At 67.7% G+C, this 18,599-nt stretch carries 3 protein-coding genes (1 of these 3 only partly in view); all 3 read left to right on the forward strand.

Features of this window, described 5'->3' with window-relative positions; genetic code table 11:
- Positions 1-16,308 carry the 3' portion of an LEPR-XLL domain-containing protein gene (locus tag HMH01_RS07900; protein WP_171324068.1) on the forward strand. Its footprint begins 15,006 nt before the window's first position, so 16,308 of the gene's 31,314 nt are visible here — the last part of the coding sequence; its start codon lies off the left edge, out of view; the stop codon is at positions 16,306-16,308.
- Positions 16,309-16,377: 69 nt separating this feature from the next.
- Complete coding sequence (locus HMH01_RS07905) at positions 16,378-16,692, forward strand: DUF3467 domain-containing protein (protein WP_171324070.1); 315 nt, start codon at positions 16,378-16,380, stop codon at positions 16,690-16,692.
- Entirely contained in the window at positions 16,689-18,599 is a 1,911-nt protein-coding gene (locus HMH01_RS07910; protein WP_171324072.1) for an efflux RND transporter periplasmic adaptor subunit, read from the forward strand. The genes HMH01_RS07905 and HMH01_RS07910 overlap by 4 nt, the downstream gene beginning before the upstream one ends.

Here is an 18,599-nt window from a genome sequence, read left to right on the forward strand (position 1 = left end):
GCGTTCCTCAGCACGGGCGCGGATGTCACCGCGACCGGCACCGTCAAGGTCATCGCCCGCAGCCTGTCGAGCCAGTTCGCGCTTGCGGATTCCGCGGCGGCCGGCCTGATCGGGGCGGGTGAGTCCACCTCGCTGGCGGAATCCGACACCGACATCGAGGCGACGATCCGCTCGGCCGCGATCGTGAACGCGAACCGGCTGGAACTGACCGCCACCGGCACCGCGGCCAATGTCGCCGATACGGTCGCAGGCTCCGGCGGGCTTGTCAGTGTCGCGGGGGCGGCACCGACCTCGCGCACGGTGGCCAATGTCCTGAGCCAGGTCTGGGACGGCGCCACCGTCACCGTGGAAGGAACGGACGGCGCCTTTGTCCAGTCGGCCAGCCATGTGACGCAGCCGAATACCTTCGTCACGACCGACAGTTTCGGCGCCATTGCCGGGGCAGGTGCCGTGGCCAACACCATCGTCGACACGACGGTGCTGACGCGCATCGGCCAGCAGGATGGCGACCTGGCGGGCGCGTCGGTCACGGCCGAGCGCATGACCGTCACCGCCACCAACACGCTGACCAAGACGGCTGTCGCCGGCAACAACATCGATGGCGATGCAGGCGGCCTGGCCAGCGGCGCCTCGGCCAGTTCCGACTTCAGCATCTCCTTCGACACGCGGGTCGATTTCGACGACTACAGCAGCGTCACGACCACTGACGAGGCGGGCACCCTGCTTGCGCGCGCCTTCAACGACATCGTGCTGACCGAGGAAGTCGCACTCTTCACCGCGGGCGCGATTTCCGGCGCGGGCGCCTATATCGACCTGATCACGCCGAAGCTGATCGCCAGCGTCGAGGTCGGCGCCAACGCCACCATCCATGCCGCCGGCGACCTGGAATTCGAGGCGCAGAGCGAGAACGACATCTACCTGCAGTCCTATTCCGAGACCTATGGTCTGGGCACCGTCGCCATCGGCCATGCCAAGATGGACGTGACGCCGGACAACCTGATCACCATTCGCGGCAACGTGCTGGCCGAGGGCAACCTTTTCCTGAGTACCGGCACCGACAGGGATCGCGCCCTTCCCGCCAACAGCCTTGTGGCACGGGTGGACAATTTCGCAGGCTCGCTCATCCCGATCGACGATCTGGAAACGCGGGCGGTCTATGTCGCCGAGAACACGATCAACATTGCCTCGGGCGGCGTACTGGAAAGCTATCGCGACATCGCCCTGCTGGCCGACAGCGCGGGGCTTGCCCTTGTCGACGGCATCGCCAAGGCGACGAACTGGGCCTCGGCCGTGGGCGACGCGATCGACTCGGCGCTGGGTGGCAACAACACCGAGATCGGGCAGGGCGAGGGCATTGCGCGGGCCTATGGCAACGTCATCAACGACGGCCTGGTCAAGACGGGTGCCAAGCGGGTCAAGACGATCACCTTCGACGTCGGAAGTTCCGCGGGCTCGCAGGAACTCGAGATCGTGACCAGCGGCACAGGCGACATCACCTGGAGCCTGGGCGAGGAAAAGGTCATCTCCAGCCGGTACCAGCAGCTGATCGAGGCGCGGGAGAACCTTGCGCTCTATTCGGTCAAGGACGACGCGGGCAACTTCGTGAACCCCGACCTGGTGGCGTTCTACGAAACCCAGATCGAGCGCCTGACCACGGCGATGCTGGCCGAGGGCGAGGCGGTTCTGCTGGAACGCGACGTCGACGGCGACGGCACCATCGCCGAGGGCGAGGGCGACATCGCCCCGATCGAGCGGACGGTCTACGCCATCACGGTCGACCCGGTGCTGGCGCAGGCCGGCCGGGTGCAGGTCTTTGCCGACCAGCTGGCGGGATCGGGCACCTTCGATACCCCGCGAAACGCCCAGATCTCGATCCTGAACCGGACCCCCGCTTTCCTCATCATCAACGGGGCCATCATCCCGGAAGTGAATGGCGGGGTCGTGTTCAACGGCACCGACATCACGCTGGAAGCCGATCCGCTGGGCACCGTCCAGGCGATCAACGAGGATTATGTCGCAGGCGACAACAACAACCGCGACATCGTGGCGGACGTGGCGGTCCTGACGCCGGACTTCGGCTTTACCGCCGCCTCGACTGGCACGTCGAGCGATCCGGTCATCACGATCGTGAACGACTTTGACGCGATCGACGCCTCGATCGCCGGTGCCAACGGTGTCGTTCTGTGGAACGACATCATCATCAACGGCCCGGTCCTGAACCTGGGCGGCTCCATCGGGATCTTCAACAATTCGGCGAACCCGCTGACGGGGCAGGGTAATCCGTCGAGCACCGGCGACATCATCGTCAACGCCGAGGTCAACGCCAAGAACATCCAGATCGTCACCGGCGGCACCGTGACGGTGAACCAGCTGATCTACAACAACGGCGGCGACCCCTATGCCAAGTGGAAGACCCCGACGCTGACGGGCACCGACGGCATGGAAAATGCCGATCGGCCGTTTGTCGGCACCGCCTTCATCGACGCCTTCCTTGCGGTGCAGCCGACAGAGGTCACGCTCACCGGCAACCGGATCTTCATCGACTCCGAGTTCGTGAACGTGAACGGCATCATCAAGAGCGGCGAGGACGATTTCACCGTCACGCTCGATGACGATGTCAGAGCGGAAATCGAGAGGATCCGGGCATCGGGCAGCACCGAGGAGGAGAGGATCGAAATTCCCGGCAGCCCGTTCCAGATCTACTACGATCCGACCGGGAACAACGGGAAGGGCAAGGTCATCGTGACCGAGCTGCGCCCGGCGGGCGGCTATGTGGACATCACCGGCCATGTGCTGAACACCCGTAACGGCAAGATCATCGTCTATGGCGGGTACCCGAACATCCGCATCGACAACCAGATGGGCTACGCCGCGGGCGACGCGCCCGAGATCGAGTTGCAGCGCATCGACGCCAGCACCCGGGGCGAGGGGCAGCTGATCCTCAAGGATCTTGCCAAGCCGCCGCTGACCGGGGCCGGCGGCGAGACGGTTCCCTACACCACGATCTACACCATGAATGCCGATGGCACGGTCGATGTCAGCGTGAACGGCGTCACCACCACCGGCGGCGGCCTGAACCATACCTACGCCCCGCAGGCTGGCTATCGCTACGGCTGGACCCTCGCAGAGGGGGTGAGGACCACGCTTGTCGAGGAGTGGACGGAGTCCGACTGGCTGGGCATCGACGCCTTCAGCCCCGACTCGAGGGATCCGGACAAGGTCACCCCGGTATCCAGCGGTGCGGTTCTCGTGCCCGACTCCAACTACTTCTTCCTCGATGCGGCGAACGCGGCGGATCCCTACACCTATGCCACGGTCGAGACCGAGGACTACAATTCCGGCCGCATCCGCACCGGCTATGACACCTGGTCCACCTGGTACGGCACCAACTACACCTGGTTCCAGTACACGACCATCACCGACACCACGACCTACGCGACCCACACGATCAAGGCGGACAGGCCGATCGCGATCGAGTTCATCGGCTATACGACCGGCTCGATCTATGTCGAGGGGCAGAACTCCGACATCGTCGTCGCGGGGCCGTTGCAGAACGATACCGGCACCACGACGCTTCGCACCACGGGCACGATCGAGACCAAGACCGGCTTTGTCGGCGGCCTGATCGGCGGCAAGGTCATCAGCCTGACGGCCAATGCCGGAATCGGTAACGAAATCAGTCCGGTGCGGGTCGATCTTTCGAACACCGCCTCAAGCGGGCTGCGCCTGGATGCGGCGGCTGCCGGCGGGGCAATCTACATCGAGGAGATCAACGGCGATCTGCATGCCGGCACGATCACCGCAGGCGGCGGGCGGGCGGTCAGCCTGACCGCGAATGGCGGGATCCTGGCTGCCACGGGAAGCCAGCTCATCACCGGCGGGGCGATCACGCTCGTCGCGCTCGACGGGGATATCGGCGCGGCCTCGCGGCTCCTGCGGCTCGACAGCGGCACCGCGGATTTCCACGTCCTGCGTGCCTATGCCGATTTCGGCGGCGTCCATCTTTCCGAGACGGCGGGCGATCTGCGCCTGTTCGAGATCGTTGCCCGGGACGGTGTGACGGTCCAGGTGGTGTCGGGCGATCTGCTGGACGGCAACGTGAACGAGGTCAAGGACGAGCGTGCGATCGAAGAACTTCGCGCGGGCGTCTGGGCCTCGCTGTCGCTGACCGAGGATGCGGGCGCCGGGCAGAAGATCGTCGATGCCAAGAACGCCCTGAGCCAGGCGAAGACCGCCGAGTACCAGGCCTACTGGCAGGTGCGCCTTGCACAGCTCGAAGCGAAGGCGGCAGAGCTGCGGGCGGCCGATCCGGACATCACCGATGCCGAGGTCGAGGCGATCCTTGCCACCTGGCACCTGATCTTCCGCACGTCTGCCGACGAGTACGACGCGGACGCGCTGATCGCGTTCACCCCCGACGAGCAGGCCTACTGGGAGAGCCTTTACGGCGCGCAGTGGGACGATCTGACCGACAAGGGCGGCCAGACCCGCGAGGAGTTCATCGCCGCCGCGATCCTGACCCTGCGCACCAGCCGCACGGTGCAGTACCGCGATCTCGACGCCCGCTGGGGCGCCGATGCCGGCACCGACGGGGACGCGGACACCTATGACGCCGATTACCAGGTCGCCCTGACCCAGGCCGAGATCGACCGCATCGAGGGGTCGATCAAGATCTGGACCGAGGAAGAGCTGATCAACGCGATCGGCGCGGGGCTTCTGGCGCCCATCACCGACACCGACACGGTGATCGAGGATGTGAACATCAAGGCAGGGTCCATCACGCTCGACGTGTCGGGCAATATCGGCCGCACCGGCGGGCAGGAACTGATCGTCATCTCTGACGACCAGCCGCTGACCGACGACCAGCGCGTGCTGCTGGGCGCGGCGGAACGCGACGACGTGTTCTACCTGACCACCGAACGCTATTCCGCGACCGTCAGTTTCGACGCCTCTGCCGGCACCATCACCCGCACCAGCGGAACCTGGGATGCGGGCCTGGTGGGGCAGGTGATCCAGGTCGAGGGCAACACCGCCAACGCGACCGAGGAAGGGCCGTTCTACACCGTGATCGGCGTGGATGGCGCGACGCTGCTGATCGACACCGCGCGCGTGCCGCTGGCCGCGTCCGAGGCGAATGTCGCGGTGCAGGTGTCGGGTATCGCGCTCGATCCGCGCGGCGCGAGCGCCGCGGTCACGGCGAACCTGTCGGGCAACACCATCACCCGCACCGCGGGCGATGCGCTGGGTGCGCTGCGGGTCGGCATGAAGCTGCTGATCGCCGGCGACACCGAGAATGGCAACGACTCGGAGTCCCTTTACGAGATCGTGGCCATCGACGGCGACGTCATCACGCTGGGCGGCACGCCCAACCTCGACACCGAGACCGGGCGCGAGATCGTTCTCGACCAGTTCGTCGAACTCTACGCCATCCAGATCCAGCTGCGCGAGGATATCGACGTCGAGACCGCCGGCGCCATGTCCGGCACCGCGGGGGGCGAGGCCTTCATCGGCTCCAGCCTCGGGCTCAAGCTTGGCACCTTCGACGTGGGCGAGAGCCTGCGCATCCGCGCCCAGGGCGATATCGAGAATGCGCTCGACGGCTCTGCCACCAATATCGTCTCGGGCAACCTGGTGCTCGAGGCGGGCTCGGGCGGTATCGGCGGCGCGGCGGCGGACGACCGCATCTATCTCGACCAGCATGACGGCGCGACGCTGACCATGCGCGGCACGCTCGACTTCTTCGTGACAGAGCGGGCGGGCGACATGAACATCTCGACCGTGTTCTCGCGCTCGGGCAACGTGGACCTTGTAGCCGAGGGCAGCATCCTCGACGCGATCGGCAACGAGTTCGTCAACATCGAGGCCAACGACATCCGCCTGACCGCCGAAACCGGCGGCATCGGCGCCGACGGCAACGCGCTCGAGATCGAGGCGCGGGGCGACGGGCTGGTGACGGCAACGGCGCAGGGCGACATCTTCCTGACCGAAGCCTTCGGCGACATGAAGATCCGCAATGTCCTGTCGACTGCGGGCGACGTGACGCTGACCGCGCTGGTCAGCATCCTCGATGCGGTGGACCTGGTCGATCCGACCGATCCCGACAGCCTTGAGACGACCGGCAACGGCCGCGCCGACGTGCTGGCCTGGGGCAGCATCACGCTGACGGCCCAGGCCGGCTTCATCGGCGGCTTCGGCAACGAGCTGGACATCGACAGCCGCCGTGGCGGCGATGCGTCTGGCGGGGTGGTCACGTCCTCGAGCGGCGACAACACCTTCATCATCGAGACGGCGGGCAATCTGTACCTGTTCGAGGTCGGCACCGACTCGGTCGACCTGACCAAGACCGCCTATCTGACCGCCACCGTGGGCGGCATCTTCAACGGGCGCAACGATGGCGGCTCCAACGTCAGCGGCGGGCGGGCCTACCTGATCGCCCAGACCGATATCGGCACCACCACCAAGGCGCTCTTCACCGAGATCGGCGTGCTGCAATCGCTGTCCACCACCGGGTCCACCTATGTGCTGAACGAGGGCGCGTTGTCGGTCGACGTGATCGGCGGGGCGAGCGGGCTCGGCCAGCAGGCCGGCGGCGGCATCGAGGTTGCGGCGACCAGCCCGATCACCGTGTTTGCGGACGTGTCGGCGGGCGACGACATCAGCTACCTTGCCACCGAAAGCGCCCCGCTCGACTACGACGTGTTCACGCTGAATAGCGGCGTGACCATCGAGACGACGGGCGGCGACGTGCTGATCCAGGCCGGCGACCACATCGTGATCGAGGCCGGATCCAGCATCATCGCGACCGGCCTCATCACGCTCTGGGCCGATTTCGGCAGCACGGATGCCGAGGGCGGCGAAATCACCGTCAGCGGCACGCTGTCGGGCGGCAGCGTCCTGATCCTGGGCGACGGCAATGGCGACACCCTCGTGCTCGATGGCAGCATCTCTAGCGCGACCGGCGGCGTGACCGTGCAGACCGGCGACGATGCCGACAGCCTGGTGCTGACCGGCGACATCTTTGCCGCGACCGCCTTCCTGCTGGAAACCGGGGCCGCGGACGACACCGTGCTTGTCGAGGGCACCGTGACGGCCGGCGACATCCTGACGCTTCGGACCGGCGCGGGCGAGGATCGCCTGACCGTCGAAGGCGGGCTGACGGCCGGAAACGACATCCTGATCGACAGCGGCGCGACCCGCGATTTCGTCACGCTGGACGGAAACATCGTCGCGGGCGACATTCTGCGCGTGATCCTGGGCGAGGGCGACGACCGTCTCCTGATGACCGGCAGCATCGCCGCGACCGTTATCGCGGTCGATGGCGGCGTGGGTGACGACCAGATCCGCCTGGTCGATCCCACGGTGTTCACCGGCTTTGCCACCATCCTTGGCGGCACGGGCGACGATTTCGTGCAGGTCGTGCGGCTGGTCAGCCAGAACCGCGATACCGACAGCCTGCGCATCGACGGCGGGGCCGGGTCGGATGCGGTGGTGATCCAGACCCACGGCTCGATCACCGGGGCGGCGGTCGACTACATCATCGACGTGTTCGACAGCGGCGCGCCCGATGCCGGGGCCGACACCATGGTGGTGCTGGGCACCGCAGAGGACGACACCTTCCTCAGCCGCGCGAATTTCCTGGCGCTGCTGCACGGCACGCAGGACCAGATCACCGACGACGCGGCCGACCGGCCCGATACGGTCGAGCGGATCAACTACGACCGTTCGATCAATGGCCGCGTCACGATCGAGGCGCTGGACGGCGACGACCTGTTCGTCTCGGACGACAACGCCGCGATCATGACGCTGGATGGCGGCGCCGGGGACGACAGCTTCCAGTTCGGCCAGCTCTTCGCGGCCGATCCTGTCTTCGCCAACACGGCGACCAACGGCATCGCCTCGGGCGACGACATCGCCACGGTCGAGACGACGCGCGGGTTCCTGTCGAACGGCATCAGCCTGCCCACCGTCGCCTTTGGCGGCGAGGGCAACGACACCTTCACCGTCTATGCCAACCGCGCGCTTCTGAAGCTCGAAGGCGAGGCCGGGAACGACACCTTCGTCGTGCGCGCCTTCCTTCTGGCGGGCGGCGCCAGCAGTTCGCAGGACGTGACCGAGATCAACGCCGGCGACGGCGAGGACTCGATCCAGTACAACGTCAACGCCCCCGTGAAGATCGACGGCGGCGACGGCTTCGACACCGTGGTGGTGCTGGGCACCGAGGGCGCGGACGCCTTCGTAATCACCGAGGACGGCGTCTTCGGCGCGGGCCTGAACGTCCAGATCTCCAACACCGAGGAAAAGATCGAGGTGGACGGGCTCGAGGGCGACGACACCTTCTACATCCTCTCCACCGCGCCGGGCACGATCACCCAGATCATCGGCGGGCTTGGCTCGGACACGTTCAACGTGACCGGCGACGTGACCCAGCCGATCATCTCGGCCGATGTCGACGGCCGGTCGGGCCTGGTCAACCACACCAGCGACAGCACCGACGGCGCCTATGACAACGCCTTCGTGCCGGGGCTCGACACCACCATCGCCGATGCGCAGACCGGGGCCGTCCTGATCCGCGAGGGCGGCGACGATACGACGACCGTCTCCGAGTTCGACGACGCGCTCGACAGTTACACCGTCGAACTGGTCGAGCAGCCGACCGGCCCGGTCTATGTGACCGTCTCCGCGACGCGCGCCTCGACCACGGACCGGAACCTTGCCGTGCCGGTGATGTCGGACGGCAGCGAGATCAGCTTCACCGCGGGTGGCAACACCTTGAGCCGTGACGGCGGCAGCTGGATCGCGGACGGCTTCGACAGCTACCAGTCGCTGAGCCTGACCGGCGCGGGCGATGCCGATGGCGTCTACCGGATCGTCTCTGTCACCGAGACCGAGATCGTGGTCGAGGGCAGCTTCGCGACATCCGAGACGGCCCTGGCCGGCGCCAGCGTGACCGGTCAGGAGGCGGAGTCCGTCCTGATCTCTACCGATGGCGTGAACTTCAGCGAGAACCTCGTGCTCGTCTTCGACGGCACCAGCTACCAGACGCCGCAGACCATCTATGTCAAGGCGGTGGACGATGCTGCGGCCGAAGGCGAGCGGACCGTCGTCATCAGCCATTCGGTCCAGTCGGACGACCCGATCTTCGACAATGCCCAGGTGGCGAATGTCGAGGTGACGGTGCTGGACGACGACAAGGCCGGGCTGAAGATCGTCGAAAGCGACGGCGGCACGCTGCTGCTCGAGGGCGACGCCAACTCCCGGATCACCGACAGCTGGCAGGTCTCGCTGACCCGTGCCCCGGCCGCCGGTGAGACGGTCACCGTCACCCTGTCCGCCAGCACCGAACTGACGCTGGACAAGCCGGTGCTTACCTTCGACGCGTCGAACTGGAACATCGCCCAGACCGTGACCGCCACCGCCGTGGCCGATGGCATCGAAGAGAATTCCGAGCGCGTTCTCATCACCCACAGCGTGACCAGCGACACCGGCGAAACCTATGCCGCCATCGCCTCGGGCACGGTCCGGGTGCAGGTGGTCGATGGCGATACCGCCGGCGTTCTGCTGCGCGAGACGGGCGGCGACACGCTGATCGTGGATGCCCCCGGCGAGACCGACAGCTATACCCTTCGCCTGACCAAGGCGCCCACGGCCCCGGTCACCCTGTCTATCTGGGATGACGGCCAGACCCGCGTGGTCGAGGGTGGGCGCGTGACTTACGCGACGCTCGCCGACGTGACGCTTGGCGTCAGCTTCGTCGCGGATCCCGATGGGCAGGACTATGTCGAACGCGCCGCGGGCAGCTGGACCGCCGACGGCTTCGCCGCCGGTCAGATCGTCCGCATCGGCGGCACGACAGGAAATGACGGCGAGGTCGCGATCCTCGGCGTGTCCGAGGATGGCACCCGGCTTTACCTGAGCGGCACGCTGGCGGGCGAGACCGTCACCGACGCGACCTTCCTCGTGAACGTGGCGCAGGTCACCTTCGACAGCACCAACTGGTGGCAGGACGTGACCGTCACCCTCGAGGCGGATCCGGACTTCGTGCCGACCGCCCTTGACCGCGTGACCAAGGTCTTCGGCGCGCAGCAGCACACCACCTCGAAGATCAACGGACCCCTGCTGATCGAAGGCGGCCCGCTCGAGGGGGCCGACCGCTCGCTCAAGGCGCCGGTGATGCTGCCTTCCGAGCAGGACGCCGGGCCGCTCGACCTGGATCCGTCGATCACGGACCTGGACGAGACCGCGCAGGACGACCGCGTCAACATCTTCAACGACACCTCGCTGACCGCCGATACCGGCACCATGAAGGCGACCACCCTGCCGGGCGGCACCGAACCCGACGCCATCCTGATCAACGGGCTGGGCATGGGCGACGGCACCGTCACCTTCAACACCGGGGACGAGATCACCCCCGTGCCGATCACCTATGCCGAGGGCATCTCGATGCGCGGGGTCGAGATCATCGACCTGCTGCTCGGCCAGAAGGACGACAGCTTCCTGATTGAGGATACCAACCGCTTCTCGGATCGCGTGGGCGCCAAGCCGATCACGCTGGTTCATGGCGGCGGCGGGGCCGACAGCATCACCATCACCGGCGGCGCCGGACCGGACTCGCTGCTGGTCGTCTATGGCGACACCAGCACGGACGGCTCGCGCTACAACTGGCGCGGCGGCGCGCCGACCGGCGGTGGCCTTGTATTCGCGGGCAACACCGACCCCGCGCGGCACGGCGATACCATCGACGCCTCGGGGCTGATCCTGCCCGAAGGCACCAGCGTCGGCCTGACCATTTATGGCGGCATGGGCGATGACACGATCCTTGGCAGCTCGGCCGGCGATCACATCTCGGGCGGCTCGGGCGACGACACCATCCACGGGCTGGGCGGCGACGACCACATCTACGGCGATGCCGGCTTCAACGTGGACGCCGTCGCGCGGCTGCTGATCGTGGACGACAGCGTGCTGGACACCACGCCGGTCCTGGGCAGCACCGACACACGGGCCCCGGGCGCCGACACCATCGATGGCGGAGAGGGCGCGGACATCATCCTGGGCGACCAGGGCATGATCGAGCAGGTCGAAGGCACGCTCAGGCTGGCCACGACCGGCATGGTCACGATCGTTCGCACCACCAACTTCGCCAAGGGCGCCGACGACGATATCGAGGGTGGCGCCGGCAATGACGTGATCCTTGCCGGTCTGGGCGCGGACACCGTCACCGACCAGGGCGGCGACAACATCGTGTTCGGCGATCATGGCCGCGTCAGCTGGACCGAAGGGGACAGCGACATCGCCGACCTGGACCTGATCGTCAGCATCTCGACCGATCTTGGCGGCGATGACAGCATCACCACCGCGGGCGGCACCGACATCGTGCTGGGCGGCTTCGGGGACGACACCATCGCAGGCGGCGACGGGTTCAACATCCTGATCGGCGATGCGGGCGAACTGGTCGACGGTGCCACGGCAACCAACCTCGCGGCCCTTGCGATGGCATTGCGCAGCGTGCGCTCCATCGCCGATGGCACCGGCGGGGTGGACACCATCACCGGCGGCGCGGATGCCGACCTGATCCTTGGCGGTGCCGCGGGCGACACGCTCGATGCGGGCCAGGGCGACAACATCGTGCTGGGCGACAACGGCACGGTGACGGTGGATGCGGGCAGCCCCAACCTGGGGATGCTGCCGCTGACGCTGCTGTCGGTGGCGACGCAGAGCCCGACCATCGGTGGCGGGGACACGATCTCCACCGGGCTCGGCACGGATATCGTGCTGGGCGGCGCGGGCGGCGACGTGATCGCGACCGGACTGGGCGACGGCACGGACGGCTCGGACATCGTGCTGGGCGACCATGGCCGCATCGACTGGCTGGATTCGGGCGCGGCCCAGGCATTGCCGCAGGAAATCGTCAGCACCGACATGCTGGAGGGCGGCGACGACACCATCACCGCGGGCGCAGGCAACGACTTCGTCATCGGTGGCACCGGCGCGGACACGATCCATGGCGACGCGGGCAACGACCTGGTCTTCGGCGATCACGCGCAACTGACGGGCGATATCGACCCCGCCGCGCTGCCGCTGTTCGAGACGCGGCCCTTCGAGGCCATCTCGATCGCGACCGGCGCGGACCAGGGCGGCGGCAACGACGTCATCCATGGCGGCACCGGCGACGACATGATCCTGGGCCAGCAGGGCGACGACGTGATCCGCGGCGGCGACGACGACGACGACCTGATCGGCGGCCACAATGTCGATACCGGGATGACGGACTCGGATGGTGCCGACCGCATCGACGGCGGCGCGGGCGACGACGTGATCCTTGGCGACAACGGCAGCATCTACCGCTCGGACGCGCAGGCGGACCAGCGGATGCGCGCCCTGTCCGGCACCACGATCTATGGCACCGAGGCCGGGGTCAACGACGGCCAGGCGCTGGTGACGGGCACGGCCCAGACCCTGACCGGCGGCCCGGCACAGCGCATGGTCACCGTCTTCGACCATGGCGACCTGTTCGTGGGCGACGATCGCCAGCATGGCGACGACGCCATCGCGGGCGGCGCGGATCGCGACGTGATCTTCGGCCAGATGGGCGACGACACCATCCAGGGCGACGGGTCCATCGACATCGGGGCCGGCGCCGGGCGCGACCCGGAAACCGGGCTGCTGATCGTGAACGCCTCGGTCGATGCCGAAACCGACGGCGACGACTACATCGAGGGTAACGGCGGCAACGACGTGATCTTCGGCAACCTTGGCCAGGACGACATCGTGGGCGGGTCCTCCAGCCTGTTCGCCGGGCTCGATGGCGGCGAGGACAACCGCCCCGACGGCAGCGACCTGATCTTCGGCGGCTCGGGCACCGGCATCGATCGGAACGAGACCGGCGACACCAGCCCCGAGGCGCATGCCCGCGACGCGGACACCATCGCCGGGGACAACGCCAACATCTACCGGATCGTGGGCACGGGGGGCGTCTCGACCGGCGGCTACCTGACCTTTGCCTATGACAGCTATTCCCAGACCCTGCGGATCATCCCGCGGGCCGTGGAACTCCTCGACTACACCGAGGGCGGGCCGGCCTTCCTTGGCGCGGGCGCTGCCCCCGACAATGGCGCCGCGGACGAGATCCACGGCGAGGGCGGGGACGATACCGTCTACGGCCAGACCGGCAATGACGTGCTGTTCGGCGATGCCCAGAACGACGACCTGATCGGCGGCTGGGGCCATGACTGGATCTCGGGCGGCACCGGCATCGACGGGATCCTCGGCGATGACGGGCGGATCATGACCAGCCGCAACGGCGCGGGCGGAGAGGCGCTTTACGGCATCGCCGAGGCGGACGAGCTGGACAAGGTGATCTCGACCCCCGGCGACGTGCAGATCGCGACCATCAACGTCACCGGCGCGCTGAAGAAGACCGTCAACCTGACGCCGTTCCACCCCGATCCCGCCTTCGGCACGGATCCGGGCTATGACGGGGCGGACGCCGACGACATCCTGTTCGGCGGCTGGGGCGACGACTTCATCCATGGCGGCTTCGGCGACGATGCCATCTCGGGCGCCGAGGCGCCGGAAGAGGGCCATGTCATCGTGCTCTCGGGCGATGGCTTCGTGCTGGCCGACCCGGTCTCGGTCGGCTGGCTGACCCCGGGCAACCCGGGCGATGCGCTGCGCTTCGGCCTGCGCGGCGGCGAATTCGGCGCCTATGACGAATACGCGCCGATGGCCCGGATCGAGGCGGTCGAGGGCGGCATCACCTACCAGTTCTTCCTGAACTTCGATGCGACCGACGGCGAGGCGCTGGGCGGCGGCATCTTCACCGATGGCGACGACGTTCTCTTCGGGGATCTGGGCAACGACTGGATCGTGGGCGGCACCGGGCGCGACCATGCCTATGGCGGCTATGGCAACGACCTGATGAACATGGATGACGACCTGTCCACCAATGGCGGCGCCAACGACCAGCCCGACACCCACCCGAGCTACGAGGACCGGGCCTTCGGCGGCGGCGGGCGCGATGTGCTGATCGCAAACACCGGCGGCGACCGGCTGATCGACTGGGTGGGCGAGTTCAATTCCTATCTCACGCCCTTCGCGCCCTTCGGCCTTGCGACTGTCAGCCGCTCGCCGCAGCCGGCGCTGGCCGATTTCCTCTACGAGCTTGCCGCCAGCCAGGGCGCCGACCCGACCCGCGCCGCGGACGAGGGGGCGGCCAACAACAACCGCTACGGCGAGCCCTTCGGCGAACTGGGCCTCGTGATCCAGAAGGACCCCGACTGGCAGCAGCAGACCGGCGCTCCCGACGATCCGCAGGCGGGCAACGTGCCGGGCGGTCCGCGCGACGTGCTGCGCTCTGCCTCGTTCAACGGGCCGAGCAGCCAGACCGTGTCGGACGGCACCACCAATGCCGAGGGCTTCCTCGCGGACAGCGGTACCTGGGTGCAGCGCAACGGCCGCCTGACGGTCGCGCCGGAAAGCCTGGGTGGCGATGCCGCCAGCGTGTTCCTGCTGAACGACGCGCTTCCCAGCTATTACGAGGTGGTGGCGACCATCATCGCCGAGAAGCCGATCGCCGGGTACAACGCCAACAGCTACATCATCTTCGACTACCAGGGCGAAACGGACTTCAAGTTCGCCGGCATCAACATCTCGACCAACAAGCTCGAGATCGGGTACCGCGACGCGAGCGGGTGGCACACGATGCAGCAGGCCAACGCCAAGCTGCGGCCGGGTACCGCCTACAACGTCAAGGTGGCGGTGAACGGGCTGGCGGTCACGCTGGTCGTGGACAACAAGGACGTGTTCAGCCTGGCCTTCGCGCCGCGGATCGACCAGGACGGCTTTGCCTACGGGCTCAACACCGGCATGGTCGGCTTCGGCGCGCAGAACTCGCGGGCCTCGCTCGACAACGTGGCGGTGCAGGTTCTGCCGCCGGATCTGACCTTCGACGCCGAAGAGCAGTTCGACGCGGATACCGGGATCTTCGGCGAGAAGACCGGCGACTGGACCGTGTCGGGTGGCGTGCTGAGCGGCACCGCCACCGGCGGCCCCGCCTTCGCGCTGGCGCCGATCGAGGTGGATGCCAACTACTATGCGCAGATCTCGGCGGGGATCGACCGGGGCACCGGCGGCACGCTGGTCTTCGACTTCTACGATGCCGACAGCTTCAAGTTCGTGCGCCTGACTGCGGACGGCATGGTCGAGATCGGCCATGTCCGCGGCGGGGCTGAAAAGGTCGACGAAAGCTTCAGCGCCATGCTCGGCGGCGATGCAACCTTTGCCGAGGTGAAGGTCACGCTCTACGCCGGCACGGTGGATGTCGCCGTGGACGGCAAGGCGGTCGGGGCCGACGTCTATCGCGGTGTCGTATCCGACGGCCGGATGGGCCTTCTGTCGGACGGCGTGGCCCGCTTCGATTGGGCCGGGGTCGCGACCAACGATCCGAGCTACGACAGCAGCCTGATCGCCAGCCTGCGCGGAACGGGCGGCCACCCGACCCTGACCGATCCCGATGTGGCGCTTCTGCGCGACGAGGCGATCGAGCGGCTGGCCGCGGCCCACGCGCTGAGCGAGGAGGAGGTAGCACTTCTGGGCGCCACCCGCATCCGCATCGCGGATCTGGACGGCGTGGAGGTGGCCCGGCTCGAGGATGGCGAGATCCTGCTCGACATCGACGCCGCGGGCCATGGCTGGTTCATCGACCCCACGCCGGGCGACGATACCGAGTTCACGGACAGCGCGCCGCAGGGCATCGACCTGCTCTCGGTGCTGGCGCACGAGTTCGCCCATGTGCTGGGTCGCGAACATGGCGAGGACGGGCTGATGACGCTGAGCGTCGATCCCGGCGAGCGCCTGATCGCAAGCGACGGAACCATCATGGCGACCGGGACGGCCGACGCGCCGGCGCCCGCGCCGGAGGAGGAGCCGGTCGTCACCGACCCCGTGCCGGAAGAGCCCATCGTTGCAACCACCGCGCCGCGCCCGGGCCTGGACGAGGTGATCCGCCTGATCGAGACGAGCGAGATCCAGGTCACGACCACCAAGCAGGGCAAGGGCAAGAACGCCAAGACGCAGCAATCCGGCGGCACCTATGTCTATGACGACGCGACGGGCAGCTTCCAGCTGACCGCCTCCTCGCCCACGGACGCGCCGGTGGCGGATGCGCGCTACACGCTTCTGGACGCCGACGGCTCGGTCTTTGCCTATATCGACGCGAACAACGCGCTTTGGGTGATTGACGACATCGTGGAAAATCCCGGAGGCTATGCCGACGACACGCCGGATGACTGGATCTACCAGGGCGCCGTCTGAGACCCAGAGCATGAGCGCCCGGCCCCTGAACGGGGGCGGGCGCGGCAGGACTGAACCGGAGGGAAAATAATGGCAGACGATGCCGCGACCGGGAAAACAGGCACCGGCGGGGATCGCAGATCTTCCGAGATCGAATGGAACGATGGCGCGATGACCACGGATTTCGCCAACGTCGTGAACATCCAGGGCACGCGCGAACAGATCGAGTTGTTCTTCGGAACCAACCGGTCGTGGGAGACGGGCAAGGATGGCAAGGTATCGGTCGACCTGACCAACCGGATCATAATGACGCCCTATGCCGCGAAGCGGATGCTGATGATCCTTTCGGGCGTCCTGCGCGAATACGAGACGCGGCACGGCGTTCTCAAGGTGGATGAGCGTTGAGCGAGCCGACACCGCAAGCTGACGACGATGGGGCCCTGCGCCCGGATGGTGGGGCAACGGCCGGGATCTCGATGCTGGAGCAGAGCCTCTGGCGCCGTCTTGCGGGTGCGTCGGGCGTCGAGGAAACGGCACAGGCCTGGGCGCCGGCCATGTTCTCGATGCTGGACGCGGCCGATTTCTGCGTGGTGTTCCTGCACGATCCCGATGGCGGCCGGCTGCGTCCCGTCGCGGGCTGGCCGCAGGCCCGGATGGCCGGGGGCGCGCTGATCGCCGCCGCCGAGACGGCGATCGAGCAGGACCGCGGCACGGTGCGCGGCACGATGCCTGACGAGAACATGGGCCGCGCGGGCGCGGTCGCACTTGCCGTGCCGCTGTCGCTGGACGGTCGCGTGGCGGGCGCTGTGGGGCTGGAATTCGCGCCCCGTTCCCGCGCCGAGCTGCACGCCGCCATGCGCCGCCTGCAATGGGGTGCCGCCTGGATGCGCGATGCGCTTCGGGCGGATGCGGCGCAAGGCGCGCGGCGGCAATACGACCGCGCGGTTCACGCGCTGCATGCCGTCGCGGCCGTGGCCGAGCGGGGGGATTTCCCCACCGCCGCCCGCGCCGCCGCGACCGATCTTGCCACACGCTTCGGATGCGACCGCGTCTCGGTCGGGTTCCGCCGGCTTGGCCGCAGCCATGTCGTGTCCATTTCCCACTCCGCGCAGTTCGGCCGGCGCATGACGCTGGTGCGTCTGCTGGCCGCCGCCATGGACGAGGCGATCGACCAGCGCGGTGTCATCCTCTTTCCGCAGGCGGATGAAGAGGCGCCCCTTGCCGCGCACCGCCACGCGAAACTGGCCCGCGCGCAGGAAATCGGCCACATCCTGACCGTGCCGCTTTTCGCGGTCGATCGCTTCGTCGGCGCGATCCTGTTCGAGCGCCCCGCCGATGCCCCCTTCACCCAGGGCGAGACCGAGATGCTGGAGGCCGTGGCGACCGTGCTGGCCCCCGTGCTGGAGGAAAAGCGCCGCAACGACCGCTGGCTCGTGACCAAGGCCGCCGACCTGCTGGCCGCGCAGTTCGCGCGGCTGGTGGGGCCGGGGCGGCTGGCGCGCAAGGCAGGCGTGCTGGCGCTGCTGGCGGTGGTGGCCTTCTTCTGGGTCGCGCGCGATATCGACCAGGTGTCCGCCGATGCAAGGATCGAGGGCGCGGTCCAGCGCACCATCGCGGCCCCCTTCGACGGCTTCATCGCCGAGGCGGGCGCACGCGCGGGCGAGACGGTGTCCGAGGGTCAGCTGCTCGTGAAGCTGGATGACCGCGAGCTTGCGCTTGAGCGCCTGCGCCTCGAGACGCAGTTCGAAAGCCAGCGTATCGAGTATGACCGCGCGCTGGCGCAGGGCGACCGGGCCGAGGCCTCGATCCGGCGCAACCAGATGGACCAGTCGCAGGCGCAGATCGCGCTGGTGACCGCGCAGATAGGGCGCACGGCCATCCGCGCGCCTTTCGATGGCATCGTCACCTCGGGCGACCTGTCGCAATCCATCGGCGCCTCGGTCGGCAAGGGCAGCACGCTGATGACCGTGGCGCCCGCCGAGAATTACCGCATCGTGATGAACGTGGACGAGCGCCGCATCGCCGACATCGTGCCGGGGCAGGCGGGCAGCCTGCTGGTCACCGCGCTGCCCGACCGCAGCTTCGCCATGGTCGTGCGCCAGGTGACGCCGGTCGCGGAATATGCCGGCGGAACCACGACGTTCCGCGTCGAGGCCGACCTGACGGAACCGCCCACGGCGCTTCAGCCGGGGATGGAGGGGGTGGCCAAGGTCGATATCGCCGAGCGCCGCCTGATCGCGATCTGGACCCGGCCGATGGTCGACTGGTTCAAGGTCTGGTCGTGGCGCTGGTTCGGCCGCGAGCCGGAATAG

Origin of the sequence: Halovulum dunhuangense (genome assembly GCF_013093415.1) — a bacterium.
GTDB classification, from domain to species: Bacteria; Pseudomonadota; Alphaproteobacteria; order Rhodobacterales; family Rhodobacteraceae; genus Halovulum; species Halovulum dunhuangense.

Bases quoted from the DNA above. Each gene is read 5' to 3' on its own strand.
- HMH01_RS07905 (WP_171324070.1), top strand. From the start codon at position 16,378: ATGGCAGACGATGCCGCGACCGGGAAAACAGGCACCGGCGGGGATCGC.